17 protein-coding genes are annotated in these 26,029 nt (G+C 33.1%); 8 read left to right on the top strand and 9 right to left on the bottom strand.

Going from position 1 to position 26,029, the window contains the following annotated elements; translation table 11 throughout:
• The first annotated feature begins 151 nt into the window (after positions 1 to 151).
• Complete coding sequence (locus tag CELAL_RS05815) at positions 152 to 2,362, top strand: toxin-antitoxin system YwqK family antitoxin (RefSeq protein ID WP_013549971.1); 2,211 nt, start codon at positions 152 to 154, stop codon at positions 2,360 to 2,362.
• A gap of 505 nt (positions 2,363 to 2,867) precedes the next feature.
• Here the strand turns inward: CELAL_RS05815 and katG are convergent.
• The 3 genes from katG to CELAL_RS05835 form a co-directional block, all read right to left on the bottom strand.
• The gene (gene katG, locus CELAL_RS05825; RefSeq protein WP_013549972.1) at positions 2,868 to 5,102 is read right to left on the bottom strand and encodes a catalase/peroxidase HPI; all 2,235 of its coding nucleotides are present in this window, start codon (positions 5,100 to 5,102) and stop codon (positions 2,868 to 2,870) included.
• Between the two features lie 232 nt (positions 5,103 to 5,334).
• A complete protein-coding gene (locus tag CELAL_RS05830) occupies positions 5,335 to 6,876 on the bottom strand; it encodes a glycine--tRNA ligase (protein WP_013549973.1) in 1,542 nt (513 codons plus the stop codon).
• Positions 6,877 to 6,913: 37 nt separating this feature from the next.
• Complete coding sequence (locus CELAL_RS05835; RefSeq protein WP_013549974.1) at positions 6,914 to 7,810, bottom strand: hypothetical protein; 897 nt, start codon at positions 7,808 to 7,810, stop codon at positions 6,914 to 6,916.
• 47 nt (positions 7,811 to 7,857) lie between these two features.
• Here CELAL_RS05835 and CELAL_RS05840 point away from each other — a divergent pair, with 47 nt between their 5' ends.
• Entirely contained in the window at positions 7,858 to 8,556 is a 699-nt protein-coding gene (locus CELAL_RS05840) for a ComF family protein (protein WP_013549975.1), read from the top strand.
• A gap of 91 nt (positions 8,557 to 8,647) precedes the next feature.
• Positions 8,648 to 10,261, top strand: a complete 1,614-nt coding sequence (locus CELAL_RS05845) for an Ig-like domain-containing protein (protein WP_013549976.1) — start codon at positions 8,648 to 8,650, stop codon at positions 10,259 to 10,261.
• Here CELAL_RS05845 and CELAL_RS05850 read toward each other — a convergent pair.
• Complete coding sequence (locus CELAL_RS05850; protein WP_013549977.1) at positions 10,245 to 11,018, bottom strand: nitrilase family protein; 774 nt, start codon at positions 11,016 to 11,018, stop codon at positions 10,245 to 10,247. The genes CELAL_RS05845 and CELAL_RS05850 overlap by 17 nt on opposite strands.
• A gap of 9 nt (positions 11,019 to 11,027) precedes the next feature.
• Entirely contained in the window at positions 11,028 to 11,498 is a 471-nt protein-coding gene (locus CELAL_RS05855; protein ID WP_013549978.1) for an ankyrin repeat domain-containing protein, read from the bottom strand.
• Between the two features lie 346 nt (positions 11,499 to 11,844).
• Here CELAL_RS05855 and CELAL_RS21385 point away from each other — a divergent pair, with 346 nt between their 5' ends.
• The 4 genes from CELAL_RS21385 to CELAL_RS05875 all read left to right on the top strand — a co-directional run bounded on the left by CELAL_RS21385 (position 11,845) and on the right by CELAL_RS05875 (position 16,792).
• Positions 11,845 to 14,028: a PAS domain-containing sensor histidine kinase gene (locus tag CELAL_RS21385; RefSeq protein WP_013549979.1), complete on the top strand. Its 2,184-nt coding sequence runs from the start codon at positions 11,845 to 11,847 to the stop codon at positions 14,026 to 14,028.
• Between the two features lie 4 nt (positions 14,029 to 14,032).
• Entirely contained in the window at positions 14,033 to 14,440 is a 408-nt protein-coding gene (locus CELAL_RS05865; protein ID WP_013549980.1) for a response regulator, read from the top strand.
• 91 nt (positions 14,441 to 14,531) lie between these two features.
• Entirely contained in the window at positions 14,532 to 16,370 is a 1,839-nt protein-coding gene (locus CELAL_RS05870) for a PAS domain-containing sensor histidine kinase (protein WP_013549981.1), read from the top strand.
• A gap of 2 nt (positions 16,371 to 16,372) precedes the next feature.
• Complete coding sequence (locus tag CELAL_RS05875; RefSeq protein ID WP_013549982.1) at positions 16,373 to 16,792, top strand: response regulator; 420 nt, start codon at positions 16,373 to 16,375, stop codon at positions 16,790 to 16,792.
• Here CELAL_RS05875 and CELAL_RS05880 read toward each other — a convergent pair.
• Together CELAL_RS05880 and CELAL_RS05885 are read right to left on the bottom strand one after the other, a co-directional pair.
• Positions 16,773 to 18,089, bottom strand: coding sequence for a DUF5689 domain-containing protein (locus tag CELAL_RS05880; RefSeq protein ID WP_245529680.1), 1,317 nt, complete (start codon positions 18,087 to 18,089; stop codon positions 16,773 to 16,775). The genes CELAL_RS05875 and CELAL_RS05880 overlap by 20 nt on opposite strands.
• A 61-nt stretch (positions 18,090 to 18,150) precedes the next feature.
• Positions 18,151 to 20,880: a peptidase associated domain and porin domain-containing protein gene (locus tag CELAL_RS05885; protein ID WP_013549984.1), complete on the bottom strand. Its 2,730-nt coding sequence runs from the start codon at positions 20,878 to 20,880 to the stop codon at positions 18,151 to 18,153.
• A gap of 118 nt (positions 20,881 to 20,998) precedes the next feature.
• Between CELAL_RS05885 and CELAL_RS05890 the strand changes: the two genes are divergently transcribed.
• Positions 20,999 to 22,042: an endonuclease/exonuclease/phosphatase family protein gene (locus tag CELAL_RS05890; RefSeq protein ID WP_013549985.1), complete on the top strand. Its 1,044-nt coding sequence runs from the start codon at positions 20,999 to 21,001 to the stop codon at positions 22,040 to 22,042.
• An 81-nt stretch (positions 22,043 to 22,123) separates the two neighbouring features.
• Here CELAL_RS05890 and CELAL_RS05895 read toward each other — a convergent pair whose 3' ends face one another.
• Together CELAL_RS05895 and CELAL_RS05900 are read right to left on the bottom strand one after the other, a co-directional pair.
• On the bottom strand, positions 22,124 to 22,564 hold the full coding sequence (locus CELAL_RS05895; RefSeq protein ID WP_013549986.1) for a hypothetical protein: 441 nt from the start codon (positions 22,562 to 22,564) through the stop codon (positions 22,124 to 22,126).
• A gap of 97 nt (positions 22,565 to 22,661) precedes the next feature.
• Complete coding sequence (locus CELAL_RS05900) at positions 22,662 to 25,874, bottom strand: TonB-dependent receptor (protein ID WP_013549987.1); 3,213 nt, start codon at positions 25,872 to 25,874, stop codon at positions 22,662 to 22,664.
• Positions 25,875 to 26,029: the final 155 nt, after the last annotated feature.

Below are 26,029 nucleotides of genomic sequence, written 5' to 3' on the forward strand. Positions count from 1 at the left end.
GCTGTAGTGACTAAAAAAAATAAGATTATAATTTCTGAAAATAGTTTTAAACTTATTTTATTCTCTATAAAGTAGTATAGTTTATATTTGAAGTAGATAGGCCATTACTCCCTAAATCCTATAAGTAACCCACAAAACTATCAGGTAAACTATGATTCCTAAAAATAAAATCCTTTTTATACTCGTAACATTTCTATTAACAAATGGAATAGCACAAGAAAAAAGCACCACATACTACGATGCTTTTTGGAATGAAACCACCAAAGAAGAAGCCTCTTTCTACAGAAATAGACCTTTAGAAAAAAAAGAGGACTTAGTACTCGTAAAAGATTACTATATGAATGGCAATCTTCAATTTGTTGGATGGGCAGATGAATACCGTGAAGACGAGTATAGCGGAGAAGTAACTTGGTATTATGAAAATGGGAAAAAAGAAGCTGTTCGCAATTACGAGTATGGAAGTTTAAATGGAGCATCTAAAACCTACTATCCTTCAGGACAAATAAACAAAGAACTTAATTTTGAAGATGGTTACTTAAATGGGGAAGCCAAAATATATAATGAAACTGGCGAATTAGCCTACGAATACACCAACAAAAATGGACAACCCTACAATGGGTATACCGAATGCCTTACCCTTTATAAAAATGGGAATCCGTTTGATCGCAAAATCATGTATGAAAGCACAAATAAACTTGCCTACAAGAAAACATGTTTAGACGGAAAATGCACTTTTCTTGTTTACAATATAAAAGGTAAATTACTTAGTGAATTTGTTATTGAACAAAAATTTTTAGAAGGTCTTTTACCTGAATATTACTCAACATCTTGTAGTACTGCTGTATCCTTAAAAAATTTGATAAGCTATAAGGGCGGAAAAAAAGAAGGCGAGGCTTTATTTTTTGATGAGAATGAAAATGTTTTGTATACCGGGCACTACAAAAATGACGAACCGTACTCAGGGACTTTCTATTTAGAAGATCTTGGTTTTGACTATTTTACATCTTATAAAAACGGCAAAAAAGAGGGTACAGAAACTACATTTAAAGACGGAGATCTAATTACAAAAGGAGAATACAAACAGGGAAAAAGAACGAGTGGAACCTTTATTACCGAAGAAGAATTTGGAGGTTCTGACTACCTAAAATTAGTTACTGTTGCCAACGGAAAAGAAGAAGGAAAACAGTCTTACTATAATTATGCTGGCATACACGAGTATAACTTACTAGGTTATTACCATGCTAAAAACGGCATCCTAAACGGTGAAAAAGTGGTCTATTACAACTATCCTGAAATAGTATACCGCATTATATATAAAAACGGGCAACCTTATGAAGGATCAATCGTGGAACATGAAGATTCAGGAGAAGCTTTAGTTTATAAAGAAGGTAACATATTTGGCAAGCGACTTAACCAGAGGCGTCAAGGAAAAATCTACTGGGAATATTATAACGATAATGAGGAGCTATTTGCAGAAGAGCACCCTAATTTCCATATAGAAGGTGAAGAAATACTGCATGGTACGTATAAAAATGGACTACCCTATCAAGGGTATATTGTTAGACCTAAGGCCGAGCTCTATATTTTGGACTTTTATGAAGCTGGTATAAAAAAATACCAATATTCTGCGGATATGGCCCAATACGATCGTGAAGAAACCCCAGAGAACTATAATGAAGAATTAGAACCTGCCCTAAGGTCTATCTACAAAAATGATAAAATTTATACCGGTTTAGAATTTGACACCTCAGGTAACAGTTTCTCTAAAAAAACACTGAAAGAAGGAGTAACTAAAGCTTTGAGTTTATATGTATTTGCCATGCATTACGGGAACATAATCAATATTACCACCACAGAAACAGGCTACACGATTACTGAAGCAAAATATCCTAAAGCAAAGATTAGTGCCACGAATGGAACCATTTCATTCCTCTATGATGATGAAATTATTCATAGAAAAAATAAGGATGAAATGGCGAACCTGAGAGTAACCTATATAATTTCAGGCGATACCATTATCCCTACGAAAGCATGGGATCAAGATTTAATTTACGCAGATGAGTATCGCGAAAATTATAAAACTGATTTCTTGGCTGGCTTTTACACAAATATAGCGCCTTCAGAATTTGAAGCAACGGGCATTTTTTCAAAACTTGAAAATTTAAGTAATGATAACGATTCTAGCGCAGTAGCCTTTATCCAATACAACGATAAAGGATTACCCTATACTGGAATGCTTATAGAAAAATTAGGTGAAAACTACGAAGGTACCCTGTACAAAAAAGGTAAAAAAAGTAAGATCTTAAAAAATAAAAAATTGCCAACATTGAAAATGTTTTTTGAAAATAATATTATGAAATAAAACCATCCTTCAAAAACACAATGTAAACACCAAATGGTGATGGAAATTATTACTTCTTATATATAAATAAAACTAAATCATGTATACTATAAATAACAACAACTATGCAAAGTATAAAGATACATTCTGTATAATTTAGACACATAGTTTCAAATTATACGATGCAGATTTTAGTGCTATTTTAGAGTATAATGATGCTAAATGAGTTTTAAATAGGTGTAAAAAAGTACCTAAAAAATTAGCCAAAACTGCTTTAAAATAAAATTTATGAGATGCTAACTCATCACTTAAAGCATATCCAGTAGCTACAATAAAAAATACAGCTGAAGTATTAAATGATCTAGAAAGTAAATTAAGCACCGAAGAGCCATCAGAACTAAGTTATTATTAAGGAAATTAACGAAAGTCAAAATCTTGATTATTTAAGATCCACTGGACTTTGTTATGCATAAAAAAAGGGTGGTCTAAAAATAGACCACCCTTTTTTTCGTACTATTTAATCAAATTATTTCTTTAAATCATAACGATCTAAATTCATTACTTTAGTCCAAGCGGCAACAAAATCTTTTACCATTCTGTCTTGTCCATCGTTTGCACCATATACCTCTGCGATCGCTCTTAGTTCTGTGTTAGAACCAAAAATTAAATCTGCACGAGTTCCTGTAAACTTCACTTCGTTTGTTTTACGAATACGACCTTCAAAATAGTTATCATCATCAGATGTTGCTTTCCATGTATATGTAAAATCTAATATATTTTTAAAGAAATCATTCGTTAAACTTCCTCTATTTTCTGTAAACACTCCATGGTTTGAACCATCGTAATTGGTTCCTAATACTCGTAAACCACCTACCAAAACAGTCATTTCTGGAACAGATAGGGTTAGCAAATTGGCTTTATCAATTAATAAATCTTCAGCAGCAATTTTTAAACCTGGTTTTATATAATTTCTAAATCCGTCTGCTAAAGGTTGTAAATAATTAAAAGCCTCAATATCTGTTTGCTCCTGCGTTGCATCTCCTCTACCTGAACTAAACGTCACTTTTGTAGCATATCCTGCATTTTTAACAGCTTGTTCTACACCAACATTTCCTGCCAGAACAATTAAATCTGCCATAGAAATTTCACCATTAAAATCTGTTTTAATAGTTTCTAAAACGGCTAATACTTTATTTAATTCTTCAGGATTATTAACATCCCAACTTTTTTGTGGCTCTAAGCGTAAGCGAGATCCGTTTGCACCACCTCTTTTATCAGAACCTCTAAATGTAGATGCAGATGCCCAAGCTGTAGTTACTAGTTGAGAAATTGTTAATCCAGAATCTAAAATCATTACTTCTAAAGTAGCAACATCTGTTGCACTTAAGGTATAGGCTACCGTTGGTATCGGATCTTGCCATAACAATTCTTCTGCAGGTACTTCTGGGCCTAAATAACGAGATGTCGGGCCTAAGTCACGATGCGTTAATTTGTACCAAGCACGCGCAAATGCATCTTCAAAAGCCTGATGATCTGCGTGAAAACGTTTTGAAATTTCTAAATAGGCAGGATCTACTTTTAAAGCGATATCTGCAGTCGTCATCATCAAATCTTGTCTACCATTAGCATCACCTGCTTTTGGAGCTCTTTTTGCATTAGATGCTGCCGTTGGCTTCCATTGATGTGCTCCTGCCGGACTTTTAGTTAGCTCCCACTCATAGTTTAATAGGACATCAAAATAATCGGCATCCCATTGTATTGGGTTTGGTGTCCATGCACCTTCTATACCACTAGTAATGGTATCATCTAAAACACCTGATCCAAAAGAGTTTTTCCAACCCGTGCTCATTTCTTCAATTGATGCACCATGTGGCTCTTTACCAACATATGTATTTGGGTCTGCAGCACCATGTGCCTTCCCAAAAGTATGTCCTCCAGCAACAAGGGCTACCGTTTCTTCATCATCCATTGCCATTCTAGCAAAAGTTTCTCTAACATCATGAGCAGAACCCATTGGATCTGGATTTCCATTTGGTCCTTCTGGGTTAACATAGATCCACCCCATCATTACTGCAGCTAATGGATCTTCTAAATCGCCATCTTCATAACGTTCTTTATTTTCTCCCCAAACTGTTTCACTACCCCAATATATATCTTGCTCTGGTTCCCATGCGTCTTCACGACCACCTGCAAAACCAAATGTTGGAAAACCCATAGATTCTAAAGCACAATTTCCTGCAAGAATCATTAAATCTGCCCAAGAAACCTTGTTGCCATATTTTTGTTTTATAGGCCACAATAGTAAACGTGCTTTATCTAAATTACCATTATCTGGCCAACTGTTTATCGGTGCAAATCTCTGGTTACCCGCTCCTGCTCCACCACGGCCATCTCCTACTCTATAGGTACCAGCACTGTGCCAAGCCATTCTAATCATTAAACCACCATAGTGCCCATAATCTGCGGGCCACCAATCTTGCGAGTCTGTCATTAAATTTGTAACGTCTTTTTTAAGGGCTACAAAATCAACACTTGCAAACGCCTTTGCATAATCAAAATCTTCTCCCATTGGGTTAGACTTTGCTGCATTTTGACGTAAAATATTAAGCTTTAGTTCATTTGGCCACCAATCTCTATTTTTTACACCACCACCCGCAGAATGTTTACTAGTGCCACTTAAAAAAGGACATTTTGCTGCGCTTTCATTAATATCGAAGTTTTTGCCTTGAGGAGCTCCCCCTGATTTAGAATTATCTTCCATTATAAACTGTTTTTTTGATTTCTATCGTAACTGATGCTAAAGTACCATATGTCTATCTATTGAATTATTATTTTTAATAGATAAAAACTATAATATGATTGGGTTTTTATACACTCTGAATTTACAAAAAAAAAATATTAATACTATTATATGTAAGTAAATAGCTACAAAACAAAAAAGACTCGTAATTCTTATAAATCACGAGTCTTTTTTTAAAGTATAAAAAATGTTGTTATATTTTCATCAACCATTCTTTCATGGCAACAGCTTTATTTATCATTGTTTTTAAATCGCTAATAGCAACCCTTTCTTGTTCCATAGTATCTCTATGACGAATTGTTACAGTTTTGTCTTCTAGCGATTGGTGGTCTACAGTAATACAAAATGGGGTACCGTTAGCATCTTGTCTTCTATAACGTTTTCCTACGGCATCTTTTTCGTCATAGAAAACATTAAATTCCCATTTCAATTCATTTATAATTTCATGTGCTAATTCTGGAAGTCCATCTTTTTTAACTAAAGGAAAAACAGCCGCTTTAGTAGGTGCTAATACAGCAGGAAGTTTCAATACGGTTCTTGTGGTTCCATTTTCCAATTCTTCTTCTTCTAAAGAATTAGAAAAAACAGCTAAAAACATACGATCTAGACCAATAGAAGTTTCTACCACATAAGGCACATAACTCTCCTTTAAGTCATTATCAAAATATTGCAACTTTTTACCAGAAAATTTCTCGTGCTGCGATAAATCAAAATTAGTTCTAGAATGTATCCCTTCTAATTCTTTAAAACCGAATGGGAATTTGAATTCAATATCTGCAGCAGCATCTGCATAATGTGCTAATTTCTCATGGTCATGGAAACGGTAATTTTCTTGTCCTAAACCTAAAGAAAGGTGCCATTTCATTCGGTTTTCTTTCCATTTCTCATACCATTCCTGTTGTGTACCTGGTTGGATAAAAAATTGCATTTCCATTTGTTCAAACTCTCGTTGGCGAAAAATAAATTGACGCGCAACAATTTCATTACGGAATGCTTTACCTACCTGTGCAATTCCAAAAGGAATTTTCATACGTCCTGTTTTCTGAACGTTTAAGAAATTTACAAATATTCCTTGTGCCGTCTCTGGTCTAAGGTATAAATCCATAGCACTATCTGCAGAAGCTCCTAATTTGGTGCCAAACATTAGATTAAATTGCTTTACATCTGTCCAGTTTTTAGAACCAGAAATTGGACAAACGATATCTAACTCATCAATAAGGTTACGAACATCTACTAAATCTTCATTTTCTAAAGATTTTCCTAAACGTTTTAAAATCGTATTAATCTTCTCTTGATAATCAACTACACGTTGGTTGGTAGCTAGAAATTGATCTTTGTCAAAAGAATCCCCAAAACGCTTTGCTGCTTTAGCAACTTCTTTATCTATTTTAGCTTCAATTTTAGCCGTATAATCTTCTACCAAAACATCTGCACGATATCTTTTTTTAGAATCTTTATTATCTATTAATGGATCATTGAATGCATCTACGTGTCCTGATGCTTTCCATACGGTAGGGTGCATAAAAATTGCAGTATCAATGCCTACAATATTATCATTCATCTGAACCATGGCTTTCCACCAATATTCTCGAATGTTCTTTTTTAGTTCAGCACCATTTTGAGCATAGTCATAAACAGCACTTAACCCATCGTAAATTTCACTGGATTGAAAAACATACCCATACTCCTTAGCATGTGATATTACTTTTTTAAATTGATCTTCTTGATTTGCCATGTGGCAAAAATAGAATATTACCCTAAAAATGAATAATTTATTTCAACTGAAATTCAACAGAAGTAAGCAATTTTTCGTTTTCGAATACATTTAAGGTATAAGTTCCTTGTTGTAGAGATCCTTCTGGTACTATTATAGCATCGCAAATGTCTTCTTTTCTACCTTCAAAAATAAATTCGACCTTTTTACTATAAATGTTACCATTTACATTTATAGTAGAAGCATTGTGTGAAATTACTTTTTTTCGTGGGTCTAAGAATTGTAAGTAAACTACTTTTTCTTCATGTATTACATCTATATCTTGGGCAATTGACACGCAACCTCTAAGTCTTGAAATAGTAGATGCTTTATTGGTTTGGATTGGATCACCACCACGAATTCTATACCCTGTACCTTCAGGAGATTGCAAACGCAAATAACTTTTAATTTTTAGCTTAGCGCTAATAATTTTATTTTGTTTTATTAAAGAGGCTTCTGCTTCTTCTAACTTTCCTGTTTTATTTTCTAAAATTTCCATTTTAGATTTTGTCTCATTATACTTTTGAGATAAAATAGAGTTGTTATAGCGTAATGAATTATTTTTAAGCCTTAACGTATCATGCATTAACTCCATATTACGCAGTTCTTTTCGGTATTCACGAAGTTTTACAATATCAAAATTTAAACGCCCCACAGAATCTAATAATTGATCTATACGATATTGAGCATGTTCCATCTCAATCTCATTCACTTCATTAGAAGTAGAAAGTCTACTAACCTCAGCTTTCATCATGGTTAAATCCTTAACCAAAATAGCTTTTTCATCCTCTAAATAATCAATTTTATTTTGAGATTGGCTATAGCTATAGTAAAATGCAATTAAAATACCTATTACGACAGCAAATAGAGCCGCAAGGAGTATTTTATAATTGAATTTAGTATCTTGATAATTCATGTAGGGTTAAGTAGGTTTATGTAATTCGGTTTTACGCAATTAAACGTATGTATATAAGGTTTTCAAAGATACTAAATGATATTAACAGCATCCTAGTACCTAGGGGGTGTTTTGGATGTAATACACACTTAGGCAGAGGTGAACGGCTATTATGCACCGTTTGTCGAAACCAATTACCACTCACCGAGTACACCTACAACGATGAAAACCCATTTGATCGTATCTTTTATGGACGCGTTTCTGTAAAAAAATCTAATTCTTTTCTTTTTTTTACTGATAATGGCATTGTAAAAAACCTTATTCATCACTTAAAATACAAAAATCAGAAACAAATAGGAACTTTTCTTGGAGATTGGTGCGGAAGTATACTTAATAAAGAGGGAGGTATACCCATAGATCTTGTTATTCCTGTACCTCTTCATAAAAGAAAACTTAAAAAACGCGGGTACAATCAAGTAAGCCTATTTGCGCAAAAAATTGCGCATCATTTAAACTGCTCTTATCTTGAAGATGTACTTGTAAAAACTAAAAATACAAAGACGCAAACTAAAAAAGATCGTTTTTTTAGATGGCAAAGCAATCAAGATTTATTTAAGCTAAACCCTAAGCATGGTATTTCTAATAAAAATATCCTACTTGTAGATGATGTAGTTACCACCGGTGCTACTTTAGAATCTTGTGTAAAAGCTTTTGAGAAAGAAGAAGGGGTAACTATCTATATTTTGACCATGGCAATAGTCTCGTAAGCTTAACATTTTGTTTTAATTTTTACTAGCGTATCAAAATATAGTTTTAGTAAATTAGTTGTTTCTTTGTTATTTAGAATTGATTTTTATTATGATCAGACGATTACTTGCTTGCTTGCTTTTATTATTAGCTTCAATTTCTTTATACCAATGTGCTAGAAGAGGAACTCCTTCTGGTGGTATTAAAGATATTATTCCTCCGAAGTTGATTAATGCTGAGCCAGCAAATATGACGGTAAATTTTAAAGGGAATAAAATTCGCCTTTATTTTGATGAATACATAAAACTAAATGATGTTCAAAACCAACTAATTGTTTCTCCTCCTTTAAAAAACACACCGATTATAACACCTGCAGGAGCTGCTAGTAAGTATGTAGAAATACAACTAAAAGACACCCTAAAAGAAAATACCACCTACACCCTAAATTTTGGACAAAGTATTGTTGATAATAATGAAGCGAATCCGAATAGCTTTTTTACTTATGTTTTTTCTACTGGAACCTATATAGATTCTTTAAACCTTAAAGGAGTGGTAGAAGATGCCTTTGATAAGAAAGCTGAAAGCTTTGTAAGTGTAATGCTTTATGAAATAGATAGCGCATACACAGATTCTACCATTTATAAAAAACCTCCTTATTACATTACCAATACTTTAGATAGCACCATATTATTTGATCTTAAAAACTTGAAAAAAGGGACTTACGCGCTATTTGGACTTAAAGATGAAGGAAAGAACAATGTATTTGATCAAAAAGTAGATAAAATAGCCTTCATTAAAGATACCGTAGAATTACCTACAGAAGAAATTTTCTTGCTTACGTTATTTAAAGAAGAGCCTGACTACAGCATGAGTGTTCCAAAATTTGAAGCAAAAAATAAGATTATTTTCGGTTATCAAGGAAACTATAAGGACATTAAAATTAATACCTTAACTAAATTACCAGATACGGTAAGAACAATGATAACCAAGTTAAGAGATAAAGACACTTTAAATTATTGGTTTACGCCATTTGAAATGGATTCATTACAGTTTACCGTGACGAATGAAAAACAAAAAGTGATTGATACCTTTGTAGTTAAGAAAAGGAAGTTAGCATTAGATTCTCTTGTTTTGAAACCTACCATAAACGGTACCATAGGTTTTGAAGATAATTTTGCCATTGAAGCAAACACTCCTATCATTAAAATTGATACGACGAAAATAATGTTTATAAACAAAGATTCTATCCCAGTTAAATACACCACTTCCCTAGATAGTCTTAAAAATAGTCTTAAAATAGATTTTGAGAAAGAACCTGAAGAAGCCTACAGGCTTGCCATCTACCCTGGACTTATTGAAGATTTTTTTGCAAACAAAAATGATACTATCGTATTTAATTTAAAAACAAATAAATATACTGACTACGGTAATTTTGTATTAACCCTAAGTGGTAATGTTACCTACCCTGCAATAGTTCAATTAACAGACGAAAAAGGAGCTATCAAGCGGGAACTGTATGTTACAGAATCTAAGGATATTAAATTTAATAACATAAGTCCTGGTAAATATTTAGTTCGTGTTATTTCTGATAGCAATGGTAATGGAAAATGGGATACAGGAAACTATTTAAAAAAAATACAACCAGAACGTGTAAGCCATTCTCCTAAACTTATAGAAATGCGTGCCAACTGGGAAGAAAAGTTTGATTTTATTCTTCTAGATTAAATTTATCTTGATCTTCTAAAAACTTTAACTTCCTTCTAGTCGTTTTAATATGCTTTTTATCTAAGGTTACATAGCAAATTTCTGGTTTGTTTGAAAATAATACTTCTTTACCTAGCGCATCATATACAGCAGAATGTCCTGGGTACTCATGGCCAATTTTATCAATTCCAATTCTGTTTACGCCAATACAGTATGACATATTTTCAATAGCCCTTGCTTTCAATAGCACATCCCAAGCGTTTATTCTTGTTTTAGGCCAATTTGCAACGTAGATTAATAGGTCATAATGTTCTACATTTCTAGACCATACAGGAAAACGCAAATCATAACAAATTAATGGGCATATTTTAAATCCCTTAAAGTCAATTATGGTTTTTGCTTTACCCGCAGTGTACACATCACTTTCTCCTGCTAGCGTAAAGGTGTGTCGTTTATCATAAATAGAAACCTTAGATGGTTCTACAAAAAATAATCTGTTATAATACTTACCCTTTTCATTAAAAACAATACTCCCCGAAATTGCAAGTTGTTTTGCCGTTGCAAGTTCTCTCATCCAATCTAAAGTTCTTGAACCTTCAATGGCATCAATATTTTCTGGACTCATCGTAAAACCCGTAGTAAACATCTCTGGCAAAAGCAACAAATCTACCTCTGGTCTAAGTTCTTTTATAGCATTAGAAATATGGATTCTGTTTTTTTCTGGTTGTTCCCAAAACAATTCAGTTTGCAGTAAGGCAATATTTAGACTCTTAGACATCTTAGCTCTTTAATGATTTTCTAATAAAGTAATAAGAGATTGAACACCTTGCATTTTGGCATGATCTAATGCCGTTTTACCACGCACATCTTTTTTACTTACATCTGCGCCATTCTCCAAAAGTAATTTAGCAATACCTAATCTATTAAATGTAGCAGAATAAATTAATGCAGTAGCTCCCATACCATTTTGCTCATTAACATTAGCCCCCTTTTCTATTAACATTTTAGCACTATCTTCATATCCTTTAAAACAAACCCCCATCAATGCTGTATTACCAGATGCATCTTTCATATCTAACTTAGCTCCACTAGTAAGTAATAAAGCTACAATTTCTAACTGATCGTAATAGGTAGCTAATATGAGAGGTGAAGAACCGCGTTGATCCTTACTGTCTAATAAAACAGGATTCTGCTTGAGCATGGCCTTTACTTCCGTAAAATTACCGTTTCTTATTTCATTAAAAAAAAATTCATTCATAGGATAAGTCTTATTTATAAAGGTATTAAATATGTAGAATACATCATTCAATTACACCTACAAAACACATAAATGTAACCTTGCTTTTTCCCATAAAATATGAAAATTTTTAATATAAAGAAGTTAAATCTTACAAGTATATGTACTTTTACGGCTAAATTAACGTTACTAGATGTAAGCATAATCATATTTTACATATTTAATTTCTATAGTTACCACAGCGCTACTGAATAATTTGAAATACTGTTTTTAAATAATATTTTGTAATTTAATATTTTCAATATCGTTCGTTTTTTCTTACTTTATGTAGGATTTATGAATACATAACCAATAATGATATAAAATTTTGAGAATATTACCCCCCCTAAATTATCTCCAAGATTTACCTGTTGCTATAACTGCAATTGATTTAAATCTTGATATAAAAAATCATTCCAATAATTGGTTAAAAGAGTTTCCAAACACTTTTAACTCAAATAATATTTCATTCAATAACATTCCATCAATTCCTGATGAGATAAAAAATGAAGTTTTATTTATGATTGATAATCAAGATAAAATTCCTGTTAGCCTAGATGTAAAAAATCGTTTTAATTTATGGCATCGCTGGGACCTAGCTCCTGCTTTTGATGATGAGAATAAATTTTCTGGTGTATTAATCATCGCAAATAATATTACAGATGAAAAAAAAGAAATACGATTACTAAAGGAAGCAAAAAAAGTGGCACAAATAGGTGCTTGGGAGATAGACTTGGTTAATAACACCGTTTTTTGGACAGAAATAACAAGAGTCATTCACGAAGTTCCCAGCAATTATGTACCCGTACTCGAAGAAGGAATCCTTTTCTACAAAGAAGGTTATTACCGTAATATGATTGCTTCATTGGTTAGTGAAGCAATAGCTAATGGCACATCATGGGATACAGAATTAATTATTATTACCGCAAATAATACTGAAAAATGGGTTCGCGTAAAAGGGGAAGCTGAGTTTCTAAAAGGTAAATGTATTAGAGTCTATGGTACTTTTCAAGATATTCATGAGCAAAAGCTTAAAGACATAGCATATACCCGTCTTGCAGAACGCCTGAAGATAGCTACTAAAAATGCTAAAATTGGTATTTGGGAATATGACTATGAAAGCAGACATCTTTTTTGGAGTGATGAAATGTTTGACCTTTATCAAATAAAAAAAGAAGATTTTAATGGTCATAAAAGTTTTTGGAATCAAAGCTTGCATCCAGAAGACAGAGAGCTATGTTCTCTAAAAGTAGAAGAAGCTTTTGAAGAAAAAAAAGATTTAGAAATAGATTTTAGAATTATACTTCCTAACGGAAAAATAAGAAATATTAAATCTGTAGCTTATGCTGAACTAGATGGTTTTGGTGATGTAAAAAAACTAGTTGGTGCAAATTGGGATACCACAGAATTGATTTATACCCAATTGCAACTAACCAAAAGTGAGGAGTCTATGCAACAAGCATTTGAAAACTCTTCCGTAGGTATGGCTCTCATAGGCTTAGAAGGAAACTGGATAGATGTAAACACTAGTTTATGCAATAGTGTTGGTTACACTAAAGAGGAGATGATTCAGAAAAAAATCATTGAAATTACACACCCAAATGATTGGACCAAAGATTCTCATTTCTTAAAAAAAATGCATGAAGGAAAGCTTACCAATTACACCATAGACAAACGTTTTTATCATAAAGATGGTGCGGTTGTACATGCTATATTAACGGTTACTACAGTTCATAAAGTAAATGGTAATTTATCACATTTCATTGCACAAGTAATTGATGTAACACCAATGATTGCTTCGGAAAACAAAACGAAAGCATTATTAGAAATTACAAAGCACCAGAACGAAAGTCTTTTAAACTTTGCTCATATAGTTTCCCATAATTTACGATCACATTCTACCAACTTATCTATGTTGACTAATTTTTTGAAAGACGAATCAGATGCTAATGAAAAAATTCATTTAGAAAAGATGTTAAGTGATGCTTCTGAAAGTTTAAGCGAAACCGTTCATCACCTTAACGAGGTAGTACATATAACCACCAACACTCAAGAAAACCTTAGCAGGGTTAATCTATGTGATTCTATTAAACGTGTTGAAAAGAATATTATAGCATTGCTTAAAGAGAAGAATGCTAGCTGTAAAATTATTATCCCCAATGACCTTATCATTAAGGCAGTGCCCGCTTATTTAGACAGTATACTGTTAAATCTTTTTACGAATAGTGTAAAGTATTCTTCTGACGATAGAAACTTAGAAATACATATTGATCATAAAATTGACAAAGATCAAGTTATACTATATTTCTCTGATAATGGCCAAGGAATAGACCTTAAAAGACATGGCGAGAAGTTATTTGGAATGTACAAAACGTTCCATAAACATAAAGACGCCAAAGGAATTGGGCTTTTTATAACAAAAAACCAAGTTGAAGCCATGAATGGGTCAATCAATGTACATAGTACTGTAAATAAGGGAACAACTTTTATAATAACATTTGAAAAAGCATAAATCGATGATAGAATACGTAGAGAAAGCCTGTGTGATAGATGACGACCCGATTTCTGTATTTGGTTTAAAAAAGGTCTTACGAAAAACAAATTTATGTAAAGACATCATCGTGTACCAAAACGGTTTTGAAGCTATTACTAGTCTAAAAGAATTACTGGAGATAAAAAAAAATCTACCTCCAATTATCTTTCTAGATTTAAATATGCCAATTATGGATGGATGGGATTTTTTAGAAGATTTTATAAAAATACCAGAAACTGATAGAGAAAATGTGAAAATTTACATCATCAGTTCTTCTGTTGATCCTAGAGATTTATTAAAAGCAAAAAGCTATAGCGAAGTAAATAATTTCTTCGTAAAACCAATTACAACGACAGATATCCAGAAGGTTATTGATGAAATATCACAATAAAATAGAGTTATTTTAGTTATATAATTCTCAATATTTAACTTTTTATTAATTTCTTTTCTTAATTTCAATAATCACTTATTAAGTATTTTCTATGGGTTCTTTTTTTTCACAGATTAAAGTCAACGAATCTTTAATAAAAGATGCCCCAATTTCTATAGCTACTTTAGATCATAACTGCAATTTTTTGTCATTTTCTAAAAAGTTTTTAATTGAGCACAAAATCAGTACGAATACTATTACGGATGCCTATTTTTTTGATGTACTCCCAGATTTCCCTATAGCCTTTAAAGAAGTTCTTGACCGGTGTTTATTAGGTAATCCATGTCAAAATGAAGGCCACAAATACATCTTAGATAATGGTAAGAATATCTGGCTTAAATGGAAAATAAACCCCTGGACCAAAGAGGATGGAAGTGTAGGCGGTCTTGTTGTAGCTTTAGATAACATTACAGAAACTAAGAATATAGATGAGTTAATTAAAGAAGCACAAGAGGTTTCAAGAACTGGCGGTTGGCAGTTAAATCTATTGACATATAAAGCACAGTGGACCAAAATGGTAAACATTATTCACGAGATGCCCTTAGATTACGTTCCTGAAACTTTTGACGAATGCTTTGTTCATTTTAAAGAAGGCGAGGATAGAGAGTTAATTCTGAAAGCTACCCACGAAGCTATCGAAAATGGAACCCCTTGGGACGAAGAGGTTATCATGATAACGGGTACGGGTAAAGAATTATGGATAAGAACTAAAGGCCGTGCGGAATTTGTTGACGGTAAGTGCGTTCGTATCTATGGTATTTGTCAAGATATTGATACCGCAATGCGATCACAATTAGCATACAGAGCTTCCGCAGAAAAACTTAAAAGTGCAATTTCTGCATCAAATGTAGGTACCTGGGAATATGATTTAAATAACGGATATACCTTATGGGATGACACAAATTTTGAATTACACCATATAGATAAAGATAATTACACGGGAAGCCTTTACCGGAATTGGAAAAAATCTTTACACCCTGATGACATGCTCCGGGTACACCAGGAAGTTGTTGCTTATTATAATGGACAGGGTTTAGGAATTGTAGAGTATAGGGTGCTGTTACCTAATCATAAAATCCGAAACATAAAAGCAAGTGTAACCATTTTAACTGGTCCTAAAAATAATAAATATAGAGCTTTAGGAATTTGTCAGGATATTACAAATGAAAAAAATGCAGCACAAAAATTAAAAAAACTTGTAGAAATTACAGGCCAACAAAATAATAGCTTAACTAATTTTGCTCACATGGTCTCTCATGATCTACGTTCACACGCTACAAATCTCTCCGTATTAACTTCACTCATTGAGGATGAGAAAGATCCAGAAGAGCGGAAACAGATTTTAGCAATGCTAAAAAGCGCAACAAATAGTTTAAATAGCACAGTTTACAATCTTAGCGAAGTTGTACAATCTAATGATGCAAATATTCAAACAAAATTAGCCCAAATCAATATTTTAAAGGCCATAACCACTGTACAAAATAATATTGGTACTTTGTTTCAAGATAAAAAAGGGATGTGTGTTATAGACGTTAACCCCGATCATTTTGTGCATGTAGTCCCCGCTTATTTAGATAGTGTATTTCTTAATTTATTTACTAACAGTTTAAAATATTGTGCTCCTAACAGATCTCCTATTATTAAAATTTGCACCAAATTAACTAATAAAAATATTCAATTAACTTTTGAAGATAATGGCAAAGGAATTGATATGGTGAAGTTTGGCAAAAATATCTTTGGAATGAATAAAACTTTTCACAGAAATAAAGACGCAAGAGGGGTTGGTCTATATATTACTAAAAACCAAATAGAAGCTATGGGAGGTACTATTTCCGTAACAAGTGAAGTAAATATCGGGACTAAATTTACCATTAACCTAAAAACCATTTAAGTATGATTTCTTTTCTAAAAAAAATCTACTTTGTAGATGATGACCCCATTTTCACCTTCATTTCTAAAAAATTAATGAAAGAAGAACAATTTGGTGCTTCCCTAATTGGATTTGAACACGGGAAGGAAGCTATAGAAGCCCTACTAGAATGTGATGAGAAAGACAACCTACTACCTACCGTAATTTTTCTTGACATTAGTATGCCTGTTATGAATGGTTGGGAATTTCTTGATAGTTTTCAAGCCGCACCAATCAATAATAAGGAAAAAATTAAAATAGTAGTTATGAGCTCTTCTATCAACCCTTTAGAAATAGGTATGATTAAGAACTACCCAATTGTACATGATTATATTGTAAAACCAATTACTCCCGCAGACTTAAATAAAATAAAAGACTGCTTAATTAATGAACACCAGGCGTAAAATCTTCCGGAGCATTTTGAGGTATCTTGCTTGTACCTAAATTACCCGTATCATTGAAAATACTCCATTCTTCGAACGCAAATATTGGATTCCCTGCACTAATCCCAGGATTACGCAGTGCTTTACCATCTTCAAATTCGTGAGTGGTATTAGAACCATCTTCTCCTATAACTCCGAAAATATCAATTACAGTACCAAAAGGATCTACTAACACTATAGTATCGTCTCCATTAGAATCTGCAGCACTTCCTGTACTTGCACCTATATCTGGAGCAAAACCATACACTAAAGTAAACTCGTTTTCGTTTGGAGAAATAACCACAGTAGTTTTTAATCCTATCTGTATTCCTGTTAAGTCTATTGTAGCACCGACAGTTGTATTGGCATTGGTATACCTAAGCAAGCTCCAATTTTTTAAACTAATAGCTGGGCCTGAATTATAAAGTTCAATAAAACGTGCCTCTGCATTATTGTCCGGATCTCCAATTTCACTAATAAAAATAGTTTTTGACGTGTATTCATCTATAAGCTCTTTACACCGTTCTTTGTTAAAATCTAAATCACTCACATCTCTAATTACCAAAAAATAATCTTCATTTTCATGAAGAAGTAATCCTGTAATTGCCCCACTACCTTCTGGCAGTTTTTTATCCTGAAAATCTGAATATCCACTATTTCGTAATGTAATTTCAAAATCTAAACAGTCTACTAGAACCCTATCTGTCTCCTCTCCTTTTAAGGCATACGTATCTCCTAATTGTGAATCAGAAAACTCGATCTGAGGTATGCTTACTAACGTGTTTTTATAATCCTTTAGGTTGTCTTGCAAAGAGATTATACGCGGAACAATTTCTGTAACAGCATCACAAGAAGAAGCAATATGTTGATTTACAATTGACGCCGGTAACCGCCCAACGGAAGCATTCCCAAAAGAGGTAAATACCCCTCCGATTTTATAGACGTCCTTACTTTTACCCAAATACAACCCTTTTAATTTGATGAAAATTTTACTCCCTATTGGATAAAATAAATGACTGTCTCGAACATCTAGTTCTATTTGCAAAGCACCTGTAGGGTTTTGAGGTTGATCTTGAAAGTGAAGCACCCCAAAGAAATTCCCTGCTTTATCTGATGAAATCACATACCCTTCAATAATTAGATCCTCTTGTATTTGTACCGTTCCCTCTTTATACAAGCTAAAAACTTCGGAAAACGTACTATTTGCCACTAATTCTTCATTGCAATGAGACTGGAGTACATCAAAATCTTTATTTTTTACGCATGATAAAAACAGCATTATAAATAAAGCTAGTAAGAAAATTAACTTGCGAAAGATTGCTATATGTACCATAGTATAATTAAAAACTTATTGCGAAATTTAAAAAATAGGTTCTTCCGTAACCATACCAATATTTTGGAGCAAATGAAGGTGTACCGCTCAGTGCATCTTGTTTTAGTTGTCCATAATTTCCATTCCTGCTTTGTTCGTAACCTCCTGATCTAAAAGCGGTATCAAAAACATTATTTATACTAGCAAAAACACTAATATATTTACCACTTTTAAGCCAAGATTTACCACCTACTAAATTCAGTAAATAAAAATTATCTAATGGTTTTTGCTTTAGTAATTGTGCAACATTTTCATCGGTTGCATCAGGAAAATTTATTCCCGTTTCTGGATCTATATAAAAACTTTTGGTCCTGGTAATCGTAGATATATTGGCATAGTTATTTGCTAAATAATTTGCCGTTGCCCCTATCCACCAATATTTGGGGTCGCGATAATTAATACCAAGTGCAAATGCTTTTTGAGGACCTTGCGCTAATTTGTAATCTTTAATAGTGGCTACACCTAAATCCTTACTCCCTTCTAAATTTATTAACTCTTCTTCTGCATCTGCAGTATCAAAATTTATAGTGACATTGGGGTTGTTTGCAAACACATATTTTCCTATTGCGGCAACTGCCGTTACTTGTACTGAAGAAGATACCTGGTACTCTAAACCAAGCTCCGCACCCATATGCAACTTATCTACATTAGTTAATACTTCTTGCACAAAATCTGAGCCTACGCCTGCATCTACAAAAAAGAAATTTACATCAGTAGCATCCTGAAATCTCGTATAAAAACCAGTAACACGACCTACCAATTTTGGATATCGGAAAAAATAAGATCCATCAATACTGGTAATCTTTTCAGAATTTAACTTTGGGACTATTTGGTTGTTTTCTCTTGGGTTTATAAAAACGTTCTGTAATACTGGCGGTTTGTGTTGCAGCATGGCATTAGACTCCACCCAGTTACGACCATTAACTTTATAAGAAATACCACCCTTAAAACTGAAATTTGAAAAATTAACATCAGCACTTTTTCCGAATGAATCGTTTTCATAACGTTGATTTACGAACAAGCCGTTTCTAGCATATTTTATAGATTCCCATTGCGCCGCTAAAAACCCCTTCCAGCCCTTATTCTCATAAGTAAGCTGCATAAAAGTTTCTAGTTGTTCTGCATTCAATTCATACTGGTAATTAAAAATTTCACCTTCATACTTTTGCAATGAACCATTACTATCATTTGATGTATTTGAGAAAACATCTACATCTTCATGAAATTCAGCTCCCAACAAATCATTAATCTCTGCATAATTCATAGAAGACAAAGATTTATAACCAAAACCTACATCCATTTTAAATTGCTCACTAATTACAATGTTTGCTATAGAATTTACCGATAGCTGAGTATCTTTAACCACATCATCATATAAAACATACGCTGCCTTATTATTCTCATTGGCCTTATATATTTGGTTCCAATTAAGTTGTGGATTTGAGAGAAACCCTTCTTTAGCTGTATTTGCACTTAAAAAATTTGCTCCTATGGTACTATTGATATAGTAACTTGGCAAATATCTATAATAAGTAGGGTCAGGATTTGGCGCATTATAATACCCCAATCTAGATCTAGAATTAATTCCCCATTGGTAACTAACCCCCGTATTCCATTTAAAATTAGTTGTCTCAAAATTATGATTAAACATTAAAATTGGCTCTGAAATTTTACGTTCTCTTGAATTTCTGATTTCGCCATCTTGCTTACCCCAATAAGGGTTATATTGACTACCTATAAGATTAAAAACTTCTTCTGTAATGGCAGAAGACCTGCCTCTTCTATTAGAAGCCATTAACCCGGTTATTAATAAGCTATTCTTCGTATTGACCTGATATTCGATAGCGCCAAAGAAGGAATAAGCATCATAGAGTGTACCCTCAACATACCCTTGTTTAGCCCATCTTCTAGAGCCAGAAACACTATAACTAAGTCCTTTTTCAGATATTTTAGAAGTATATGTAGCCATAACTCTTGCTGCATAAGTTCTATTAGAAGCAGAGGAAGATATCCTAATACCTGGACGAAATGTTGAAGGTCTTGTAGCTATATTTGTTACACCCAGAGTGCCTCCAAAATTATAGGCAGAAGCAGACAACCCATTACTAAATTGTTGATTTCTAGTTACATCATTTAAACCTCCCCAGTTATTCCATTGTGGCCTACCATCATAAAATTTATTCATGGTTATTCCATTCAGCAATACTTTTCCATTTTGTGAATCATAGCCTCTAACTCTAAAAAATGCTTGACCAAAATCAAATGCTGCGCGTTGCAGAAAAATATCTTTTGTTGCCTGTAACAAGCCCACAGAACTTGCACTTTGTCCATCATCCTGAAGCTCTGCCTCTGTTAGCGTAATTAAATTATCTGTTAATTCTGCTCTTATATCTTTCTCTAGGTACAGAACTCCTAAATCTACATTTTTACGGGAAACGTTAATTGGTATTCTTTTTAAGATATAATCTGAATATTGTAAACTTAGAATATAATCACTCGAATCAGGGAGTATTATCGAGAAAATACCATCTTTATCTGTAAAGGAATAAGTATTCAATTTTTCGACTATAATACGAACATCTGCTAAGGCATTCTTTTGATGCTGATCTAAAACCTTAGCAGTAACGATAGTAGTATTTTGTGAAAAACACAAGCTACTAAATGCTAAAAACAAAATAAACCAAAATTTTTTTTGCATGTTAATAGATACAATTACAAGTAATTACGGAGTAATATAGGAATATTATTATTAACATTACAAAATAATTAGACTAAATTCGATGAACCAACACCTGTTTTAAATAATAATTTAAGAAATGAACAAACTGTTATTTTTATTTTTAACACTTATAAACTTCAATCTACATGCTCAGAAAAAGAACTATAAAATACGAACTATAGCTTTTTATAATGTAGAGAATTTATTCGACTTAAAAAATGATAGTCTAACCTATGATGACGACAGAACACCTGAAGGCAAAGATCATTGGACGCTAGACCGCTATGAGGAAAAACTAACTCATGTCTCTAAAGTACTTTCTGAAATAGGCCATACTATTTCCAAAAACTCACCAGATATTATTGGCTTGTGCGAAGTTGAAAATCAGCAAGTAGTTGAAGATTTAGTGTATCATAAAAATTTACAAGATAAAAATTACGGAATAGTACATTTTGATTCTCCAGACGAAAGAGGAATAGATGTAGCACTACTCTATAAGAAAAGTGCATTTATCCCTACGTCATTTAAAAGTCAACGTTTATTATTACAAAATAGTGAAGGCTTCCGAGATTATACAAGAGACCAATTGGTCGTTGGCGGTCTGCTAGATAACGAACAAATCTATTTTATCGTTAATCACTGGCCTTCTAGAAGCGGTGGAGAGGCTAGAAGTAAACCAAACAGGATAGAAGCTGCAAAGTTAAACAAACGCATCATAGACTCTATTATAAGGACTGATTCTAGCGCTAAAATTATAAGCATGGGCGATCTAAATGATGATCCAACTAGTGATAGTTTAAAAAAGATTCTTAAAACCATAGGAGATGTAAACAAACTAGAAGAAAAAGACCTCTATAATCCAATGGAAAAGTTGCACAAAAAAGGAATAGGCTCTTTAGCCTATAGGGATAAATGGAATTTATTTGACCAATTCTTTTTCACTAATAATTTAATTTCAGAAAACAAGGAAAGCTTTACATTTTGGAAAGCAGGGGTATTTGCTCCTTCTTACTTATTGGATCCATCAGGGAGATATAAAGGATACCCATTACGCACCTATGCCGGTGGTAATTATGTAGGTGGGTATAGTGATCATTTTCCCGTATATATGTATTTGATTAAGTCATCTCTTAACCCATGACTACGGAAAACAAAAAAAGCTTTGAAGTTATCTTCAAAGCTTTTTTATCCTATTTTTAAGTCGTATTAATTACTACGGTTATTAAGCAAACCATTGCCCCCAAGGAAGGCGACTTAAAATTAAAACTAATCCTATTCCGTAGAAAATTGCGATTGTTTTAAACTTACGTTTAGCCTCCATAATTTTCTTATGCTTAGACCATCCTATAGTAATAAACACTAAGGCTATAATATTAATAAATGGATGTTCTACTGCTAGTAAACGTGCCGCAGAAGTTAAGCCACCCATTCCAAATTCACTAATAGCATTAAAACCTTTAGGCGACACAAAGTATAAGATTATACCGATCAATAATTGTATATGTGCTAGAATAAGTGCAAAAAGACTAATTCTAAAATCTTTTTCTAAAGTGAACATCTTGTTACCCGTAAAACCAATTATGGCATTAATTACGGCTATTACCAACACTATCAGAACGATATAAGCAAAAAAGGAGTGTAGGTTATAAATAATTTCGTACATATTTTTAATTTTAATTAGTAGCCCTAAAAATAGTGAAATTTAAGCACAAAAAAACCCTGCTGAATAGCAGGGTTTTAAAATTGTTATAGAACAAGAATTAGAAGCTATACCTAAGTCCTAATTGCATTTGCCATCTTGATGAATTTAATCCAGAATCATCAATAATATTTTTAGTATCTGGTGCACTTTCATCATAAGTAAAAGTTGGTGTAGTACCATCTCCTTGAAAACCTTCAAAGTTTAACAATTGTACTTGATTGAAGTTTGTAAAAGTTCTAACACCCCAATCCTTATTTAATAGATTAGTAAAATTGAAGATGTCAGCAGTAAACTCTATTTTATTTAAAGTTTCTCCTGTGTAAAAACGAAATTCTTGTGCAAACTTTAAATCAACAATATGAGCCCAATCTGAACGAGCTGCATTTCTTTCAGCAAATTGTCCTCTTCTTGAACTTAAATATTCATCACCTGAAATAAATGCATCAAGAGATTCCCATTGCTGAGCAGCTGTAATTGTCGCATCTCCACTTGTATAAGGAACTAATTGCGCTTCAGCTAAAGTAGCTGGAACATATGCTAGAGCAGAGAAAGAGCCTGTATCTGACAATAACCCACTTCCATTATAAACATAACTAAAAGGAGTTCCTTCAGCCCCTTCATAAAATAATCCTATACGAGTACGTATTTTATCACTCCATTTAAACTCAATAGTTGAATTTGCAATAATTCTATTACCAGGAGAGAAATCTGAGGTAGAAAGATCTGGTCTATTAGAACCATTTACAGTCTCCAAATTTCTCCATTGTGAACTATTTTGTGAAGATGTAGCATCAAATATACCATCTGAATCACCGTAAGAATAAGTTACTTGAGAAGTTACATCAATCTTAGTTGAGTAAAAATTCTTACTTAAAGTTCCACTCACATTATAGGAGCTTCCTTCACCAGTATTTGAGCCTAAATAAATTGCATTATAAGTTCTATCCAATGCTCCGAATCCGTAGTTTGGTCTAGATCCTGCACCTGTTGTTAAAAAACTTGGCGTATTTGGTAAATTAAGGTTTTCGTATGTTACCGCTGATATATTATCGTTCCAGATAAAATCTCCTGAGAATACTACACCACCTGGCAACTTTTGATCTATAGCTATATTAATTTTAAATACCTGTGGTAATTTGAAATCTTTAGCAAAAAGATTTATATCCCCCCCTAAAGCACCTGTACCTGGTAGAGGATCAGCAAATTGATTATTAACATCCGAGTTAAAAACTGGAACATCCCCACCTGTTAGCTGAAGGGATCCAGCTGTAACACCATTATTATTATATGCACCACCCGGCCATACTAAAGGTATTCTAGAAGTAAAAACACCAAGACCACCTCTTATTTGTGTAGAACGATTTCCTTTCACATCCCAGTTAAAACCTACTCTAGGAGAAAAATGAACAGTAGCATCAATACCCTGACCAACACGAGCTCCTTGTAAATTTTTTCCATTAGACTCAAGTAGATTTACTGTTCGAGTATTAAAGTCATCATTAACTAACCCATCTTCCCAGTAAGGTACATCTATACGAGCACCCATAGTAAATTTAAAATTATCAGTAACATTTACCTGATCTTGCACATATAGGCCAAATTGAAATAAATCAAAATCAGCCGCACCTTCAGAATCATCACCTGAACCACCTAATAAAGAATAACCATATCTGTATCTATTACCGGCAGCTCCATTTAAGAAATCATCAATATTATTATACCTGTATGCCCCATAATTATTACCAAAAAAGACATTATATGCAGATGAAAACTCATTATTTGTTCCAATAGTAATCGTATGAGCTCCTGAATATATTTCAAAATTATCTGTTAAAGTAAGTACCTTTTGCTCCAATAAGTTTGCTGTAGAAAAAGGATCGGATCCAAAATATATAGAAGAACCCGCAGTATCGAAAATCTGAACACTAGGAAACGGGTTTCCTGAAACACCGCGATCATCATTAACTGTAGTGTATCCAATAATTAAATTGTTAGACATATTGTCTCCAATTTTTGAACTAAATTCTAAAGCGGTAGAATTAGTTACAGACTCAAAATTAACTGCTCCATTTAAAAAGTTTACAGCTCCTTGGTTGGACCCAGGTGCATTAAACTGAACAGCCTTAACATAACTATGCTTTAAAGATAATTTATTATTATCGTTGATATTCCAGTCTATCTTAGCGATTAATTTATCACTCTGTAAGGTTGAAGTGTTATTCTCATAACCTCCAGCATCATAACCATAATTAGTACTTAAGAAATCTGATAACTGAATTAATTGTCCCTCAGTAACACTACCTCTATATGTAGAAATATTAAATGGCTGAGGAGTCTCGTTATCCTGTCTTTCATAATTTACGAAATAAAATAACTTGTCTTTAATTATTGGACCACCAACACGCACACCATATGTTTGAGAAGAAAATTCAGCTAATTTAGTTCTTTCATCATCCCCAGCAAGACCAGTTGGTGTTTTACCTGCTAAATCTTGATTTCTATAAAATCCATAAACGGAACCTTCAATAGTATTTGTTCCGGATTTAGTAACTGCATTTATACTACCTCCTGAAAAACCAGATTGCCTAACATCAAAAGGCGCAACATTAATTTGAAATGATTCTATTGCATCTAACGAAATTGGACTAACTCCAGTTTGACCTCCGTTAGTTCCATTACCTGCAAGTCCAAAAACATCATTATTTACTGCTCCATCAATATAGATAGCATTGTAGCGATTATTTTGACCTGCAATAGAAATAATATCATCTCCGGAAACCTGAGCTTGTGGCGTTAATCTAGCAAAATCAGCAATATTCCTCGAAATTGTCGGTAAATTATTCACTTGCTTTTGAGAAATATTTGTACCTGCACCTGTTTTACCAGAATCAAAAACTCCATTAGATTGAGCTATTACTACAATTTCATCTAATTCGTTAGCAGACTCACCTAAAGTCACACTAATTCTCTTAGCATCACCTAATTGCAAAAAAACATTTGCATCATTAAAATCTACATATCCTATATAACTTATAGTTATATTGTACGGTCCACCTGTTCTCATATTGGATATTCTGTAATATCCATCAAAATCGGCGGCAGCACCATAAGTAGAACCGGAAGGAGTATGCACTGCTACAATACTTGCACCAGGTAGCGGCTCTCCTGTTTCATCTGTCACTTGTCCTCCAATTGCAGAGGTAGTAACTCCCTGTGAAAAAGCAACTGCCGAAAACAATAATGCGACAATTGTGAAATAAAATTTTCTCATTTTTCTAAGTGTTATTTAGTTTTAGTTTTGCTGCAAAAGTGAAACTTTAATTGCACTTGTATATTAACAAAACGTTAAATTAGCTTTGCCAAAATTAACATAAAAACCCATGTCTAACACCTGTAGAACAAGAACTTATCAACTTTTATTAAGAA

This window comes from Cellulophaga algicola DSM 14237 (assembly GCF_000186265.1).
Classification (GTDB): domain Bacteria; phylum Bacteroidota; class Bacteroidia; order Flavobacteriales; family Flavobacteriaceae; genus Cellulophaga; species Cellulophaga algicola.

Bases quoted from the DNA above. Each gene is read 5' to 3' on its own strand.
- CELAL_RS05870 (WP_013549981.1), top strand. From the start codon at position 14,532: ATGGGTTCTTTTTTTTCACAGATTAAAGTCAACGAATCTTTAATAAAA.
- CELAL_RS05890 (WP_013549985.1), top strand. From the start codon at position 20,999: ATGAACAAACTGTTATTTTTATTTTTAACACTTATAAACTTCAATCTA.
- CELAL_RS05855 (WP_013549978.1), bottom strand. From the start codon at position 11,498: ATGAATGAATTTTTTTTTAATGAAATAAGAAACGGTAATTTTACGGAA.
- CELAL_RS05865 (WP_013549980.1), top strand. From the start codon at position 14,033: ATGATAGAATACGTAGAGAAAGCCTGTGTGATAGATGACGACCCGATT.
- CELAL_RS05845 (WP_013549976.1), top strand. From the start codon at position 8,648: ATGATCAGACGATTACTTGCTTGCTTGCTTTTATTATTAGCTTCAATT.
- CELAL_RS05885 (WP_013549984.1), bottom strand. From the start codon at position 20,880: ATGCAAAAAAAATTTTGGTTTATTTTGTTTTTAGCATTTAGTAGCTTG.
- CELAL_RS05850 (WP_013549977.1), bottom strand. From the start codon at position 11,018: ATGTCTAAGAGTCTAAATATTGCCTTACTGCAAACTGAATTGTTTTGG.
- CELAL_RS05840 (WP_013549975.1), top strand. From the start codon at position 7,858: ATGTATATAAGGTTTTCAAAGATACTAAATGATATTAACAGCATCCTA.
- CELAL_RS05895 (WP_013549986.1), bottom strand. From the start codon at position 22,564: ATGTACGAAATTATTTATAACCTACACTCCTTTTTTGCTTATATCGTT.
- CELAL_RS05835 (WP_013549974.1), bottom strand. From the start codon at position 7,810: ATGAATTATCAAGATACTAAATTCAATTATAAAATACTCCTTGCGGCT.
- CELAL_RS05830 (WP_013549973.1), bottom strand. From the start codon at position 6,876: ATGGCAAATCAAGAAGATCAATTTAAAAAAGTAATATCACATGCTAAG.
- CELAL_RS05880 (WP_245529680.1), bottom strand. From the start codon at position 18,089: ATGCTGTTTTTATCATGCGTAAAAAATAAAGATTTTGATGTACTCCAG.
- CELAL_RS05815 (WP_013549971.1), top strand. From the start codon at position 152: ATGATTCCTAAAAATAAAATCCTTTTTATACTCGTAACATTTCTATTA.
- CELAL_RS05900 (WP_013549987.1), bottom strand. From the start codon at position 25,874: ATGAGAAAATTTTATTTCACAATTGTCGCATTATTGTTTTCGGCAGTT.
- katG (WP_013549972.1), bottom strand. From the start codon at position 5,102: ATGGAAGATAATTCTAAATCAGGGGGAGCTCCTCAAGGCAAAAACTTC.
- CELAL_RS05875 (WP_013549982.1), top strand. From the start codon at position 16,373: ATGATTTCTTTTCTAAAAAAAATCTACTTTGTAGATGATGACCCCATT.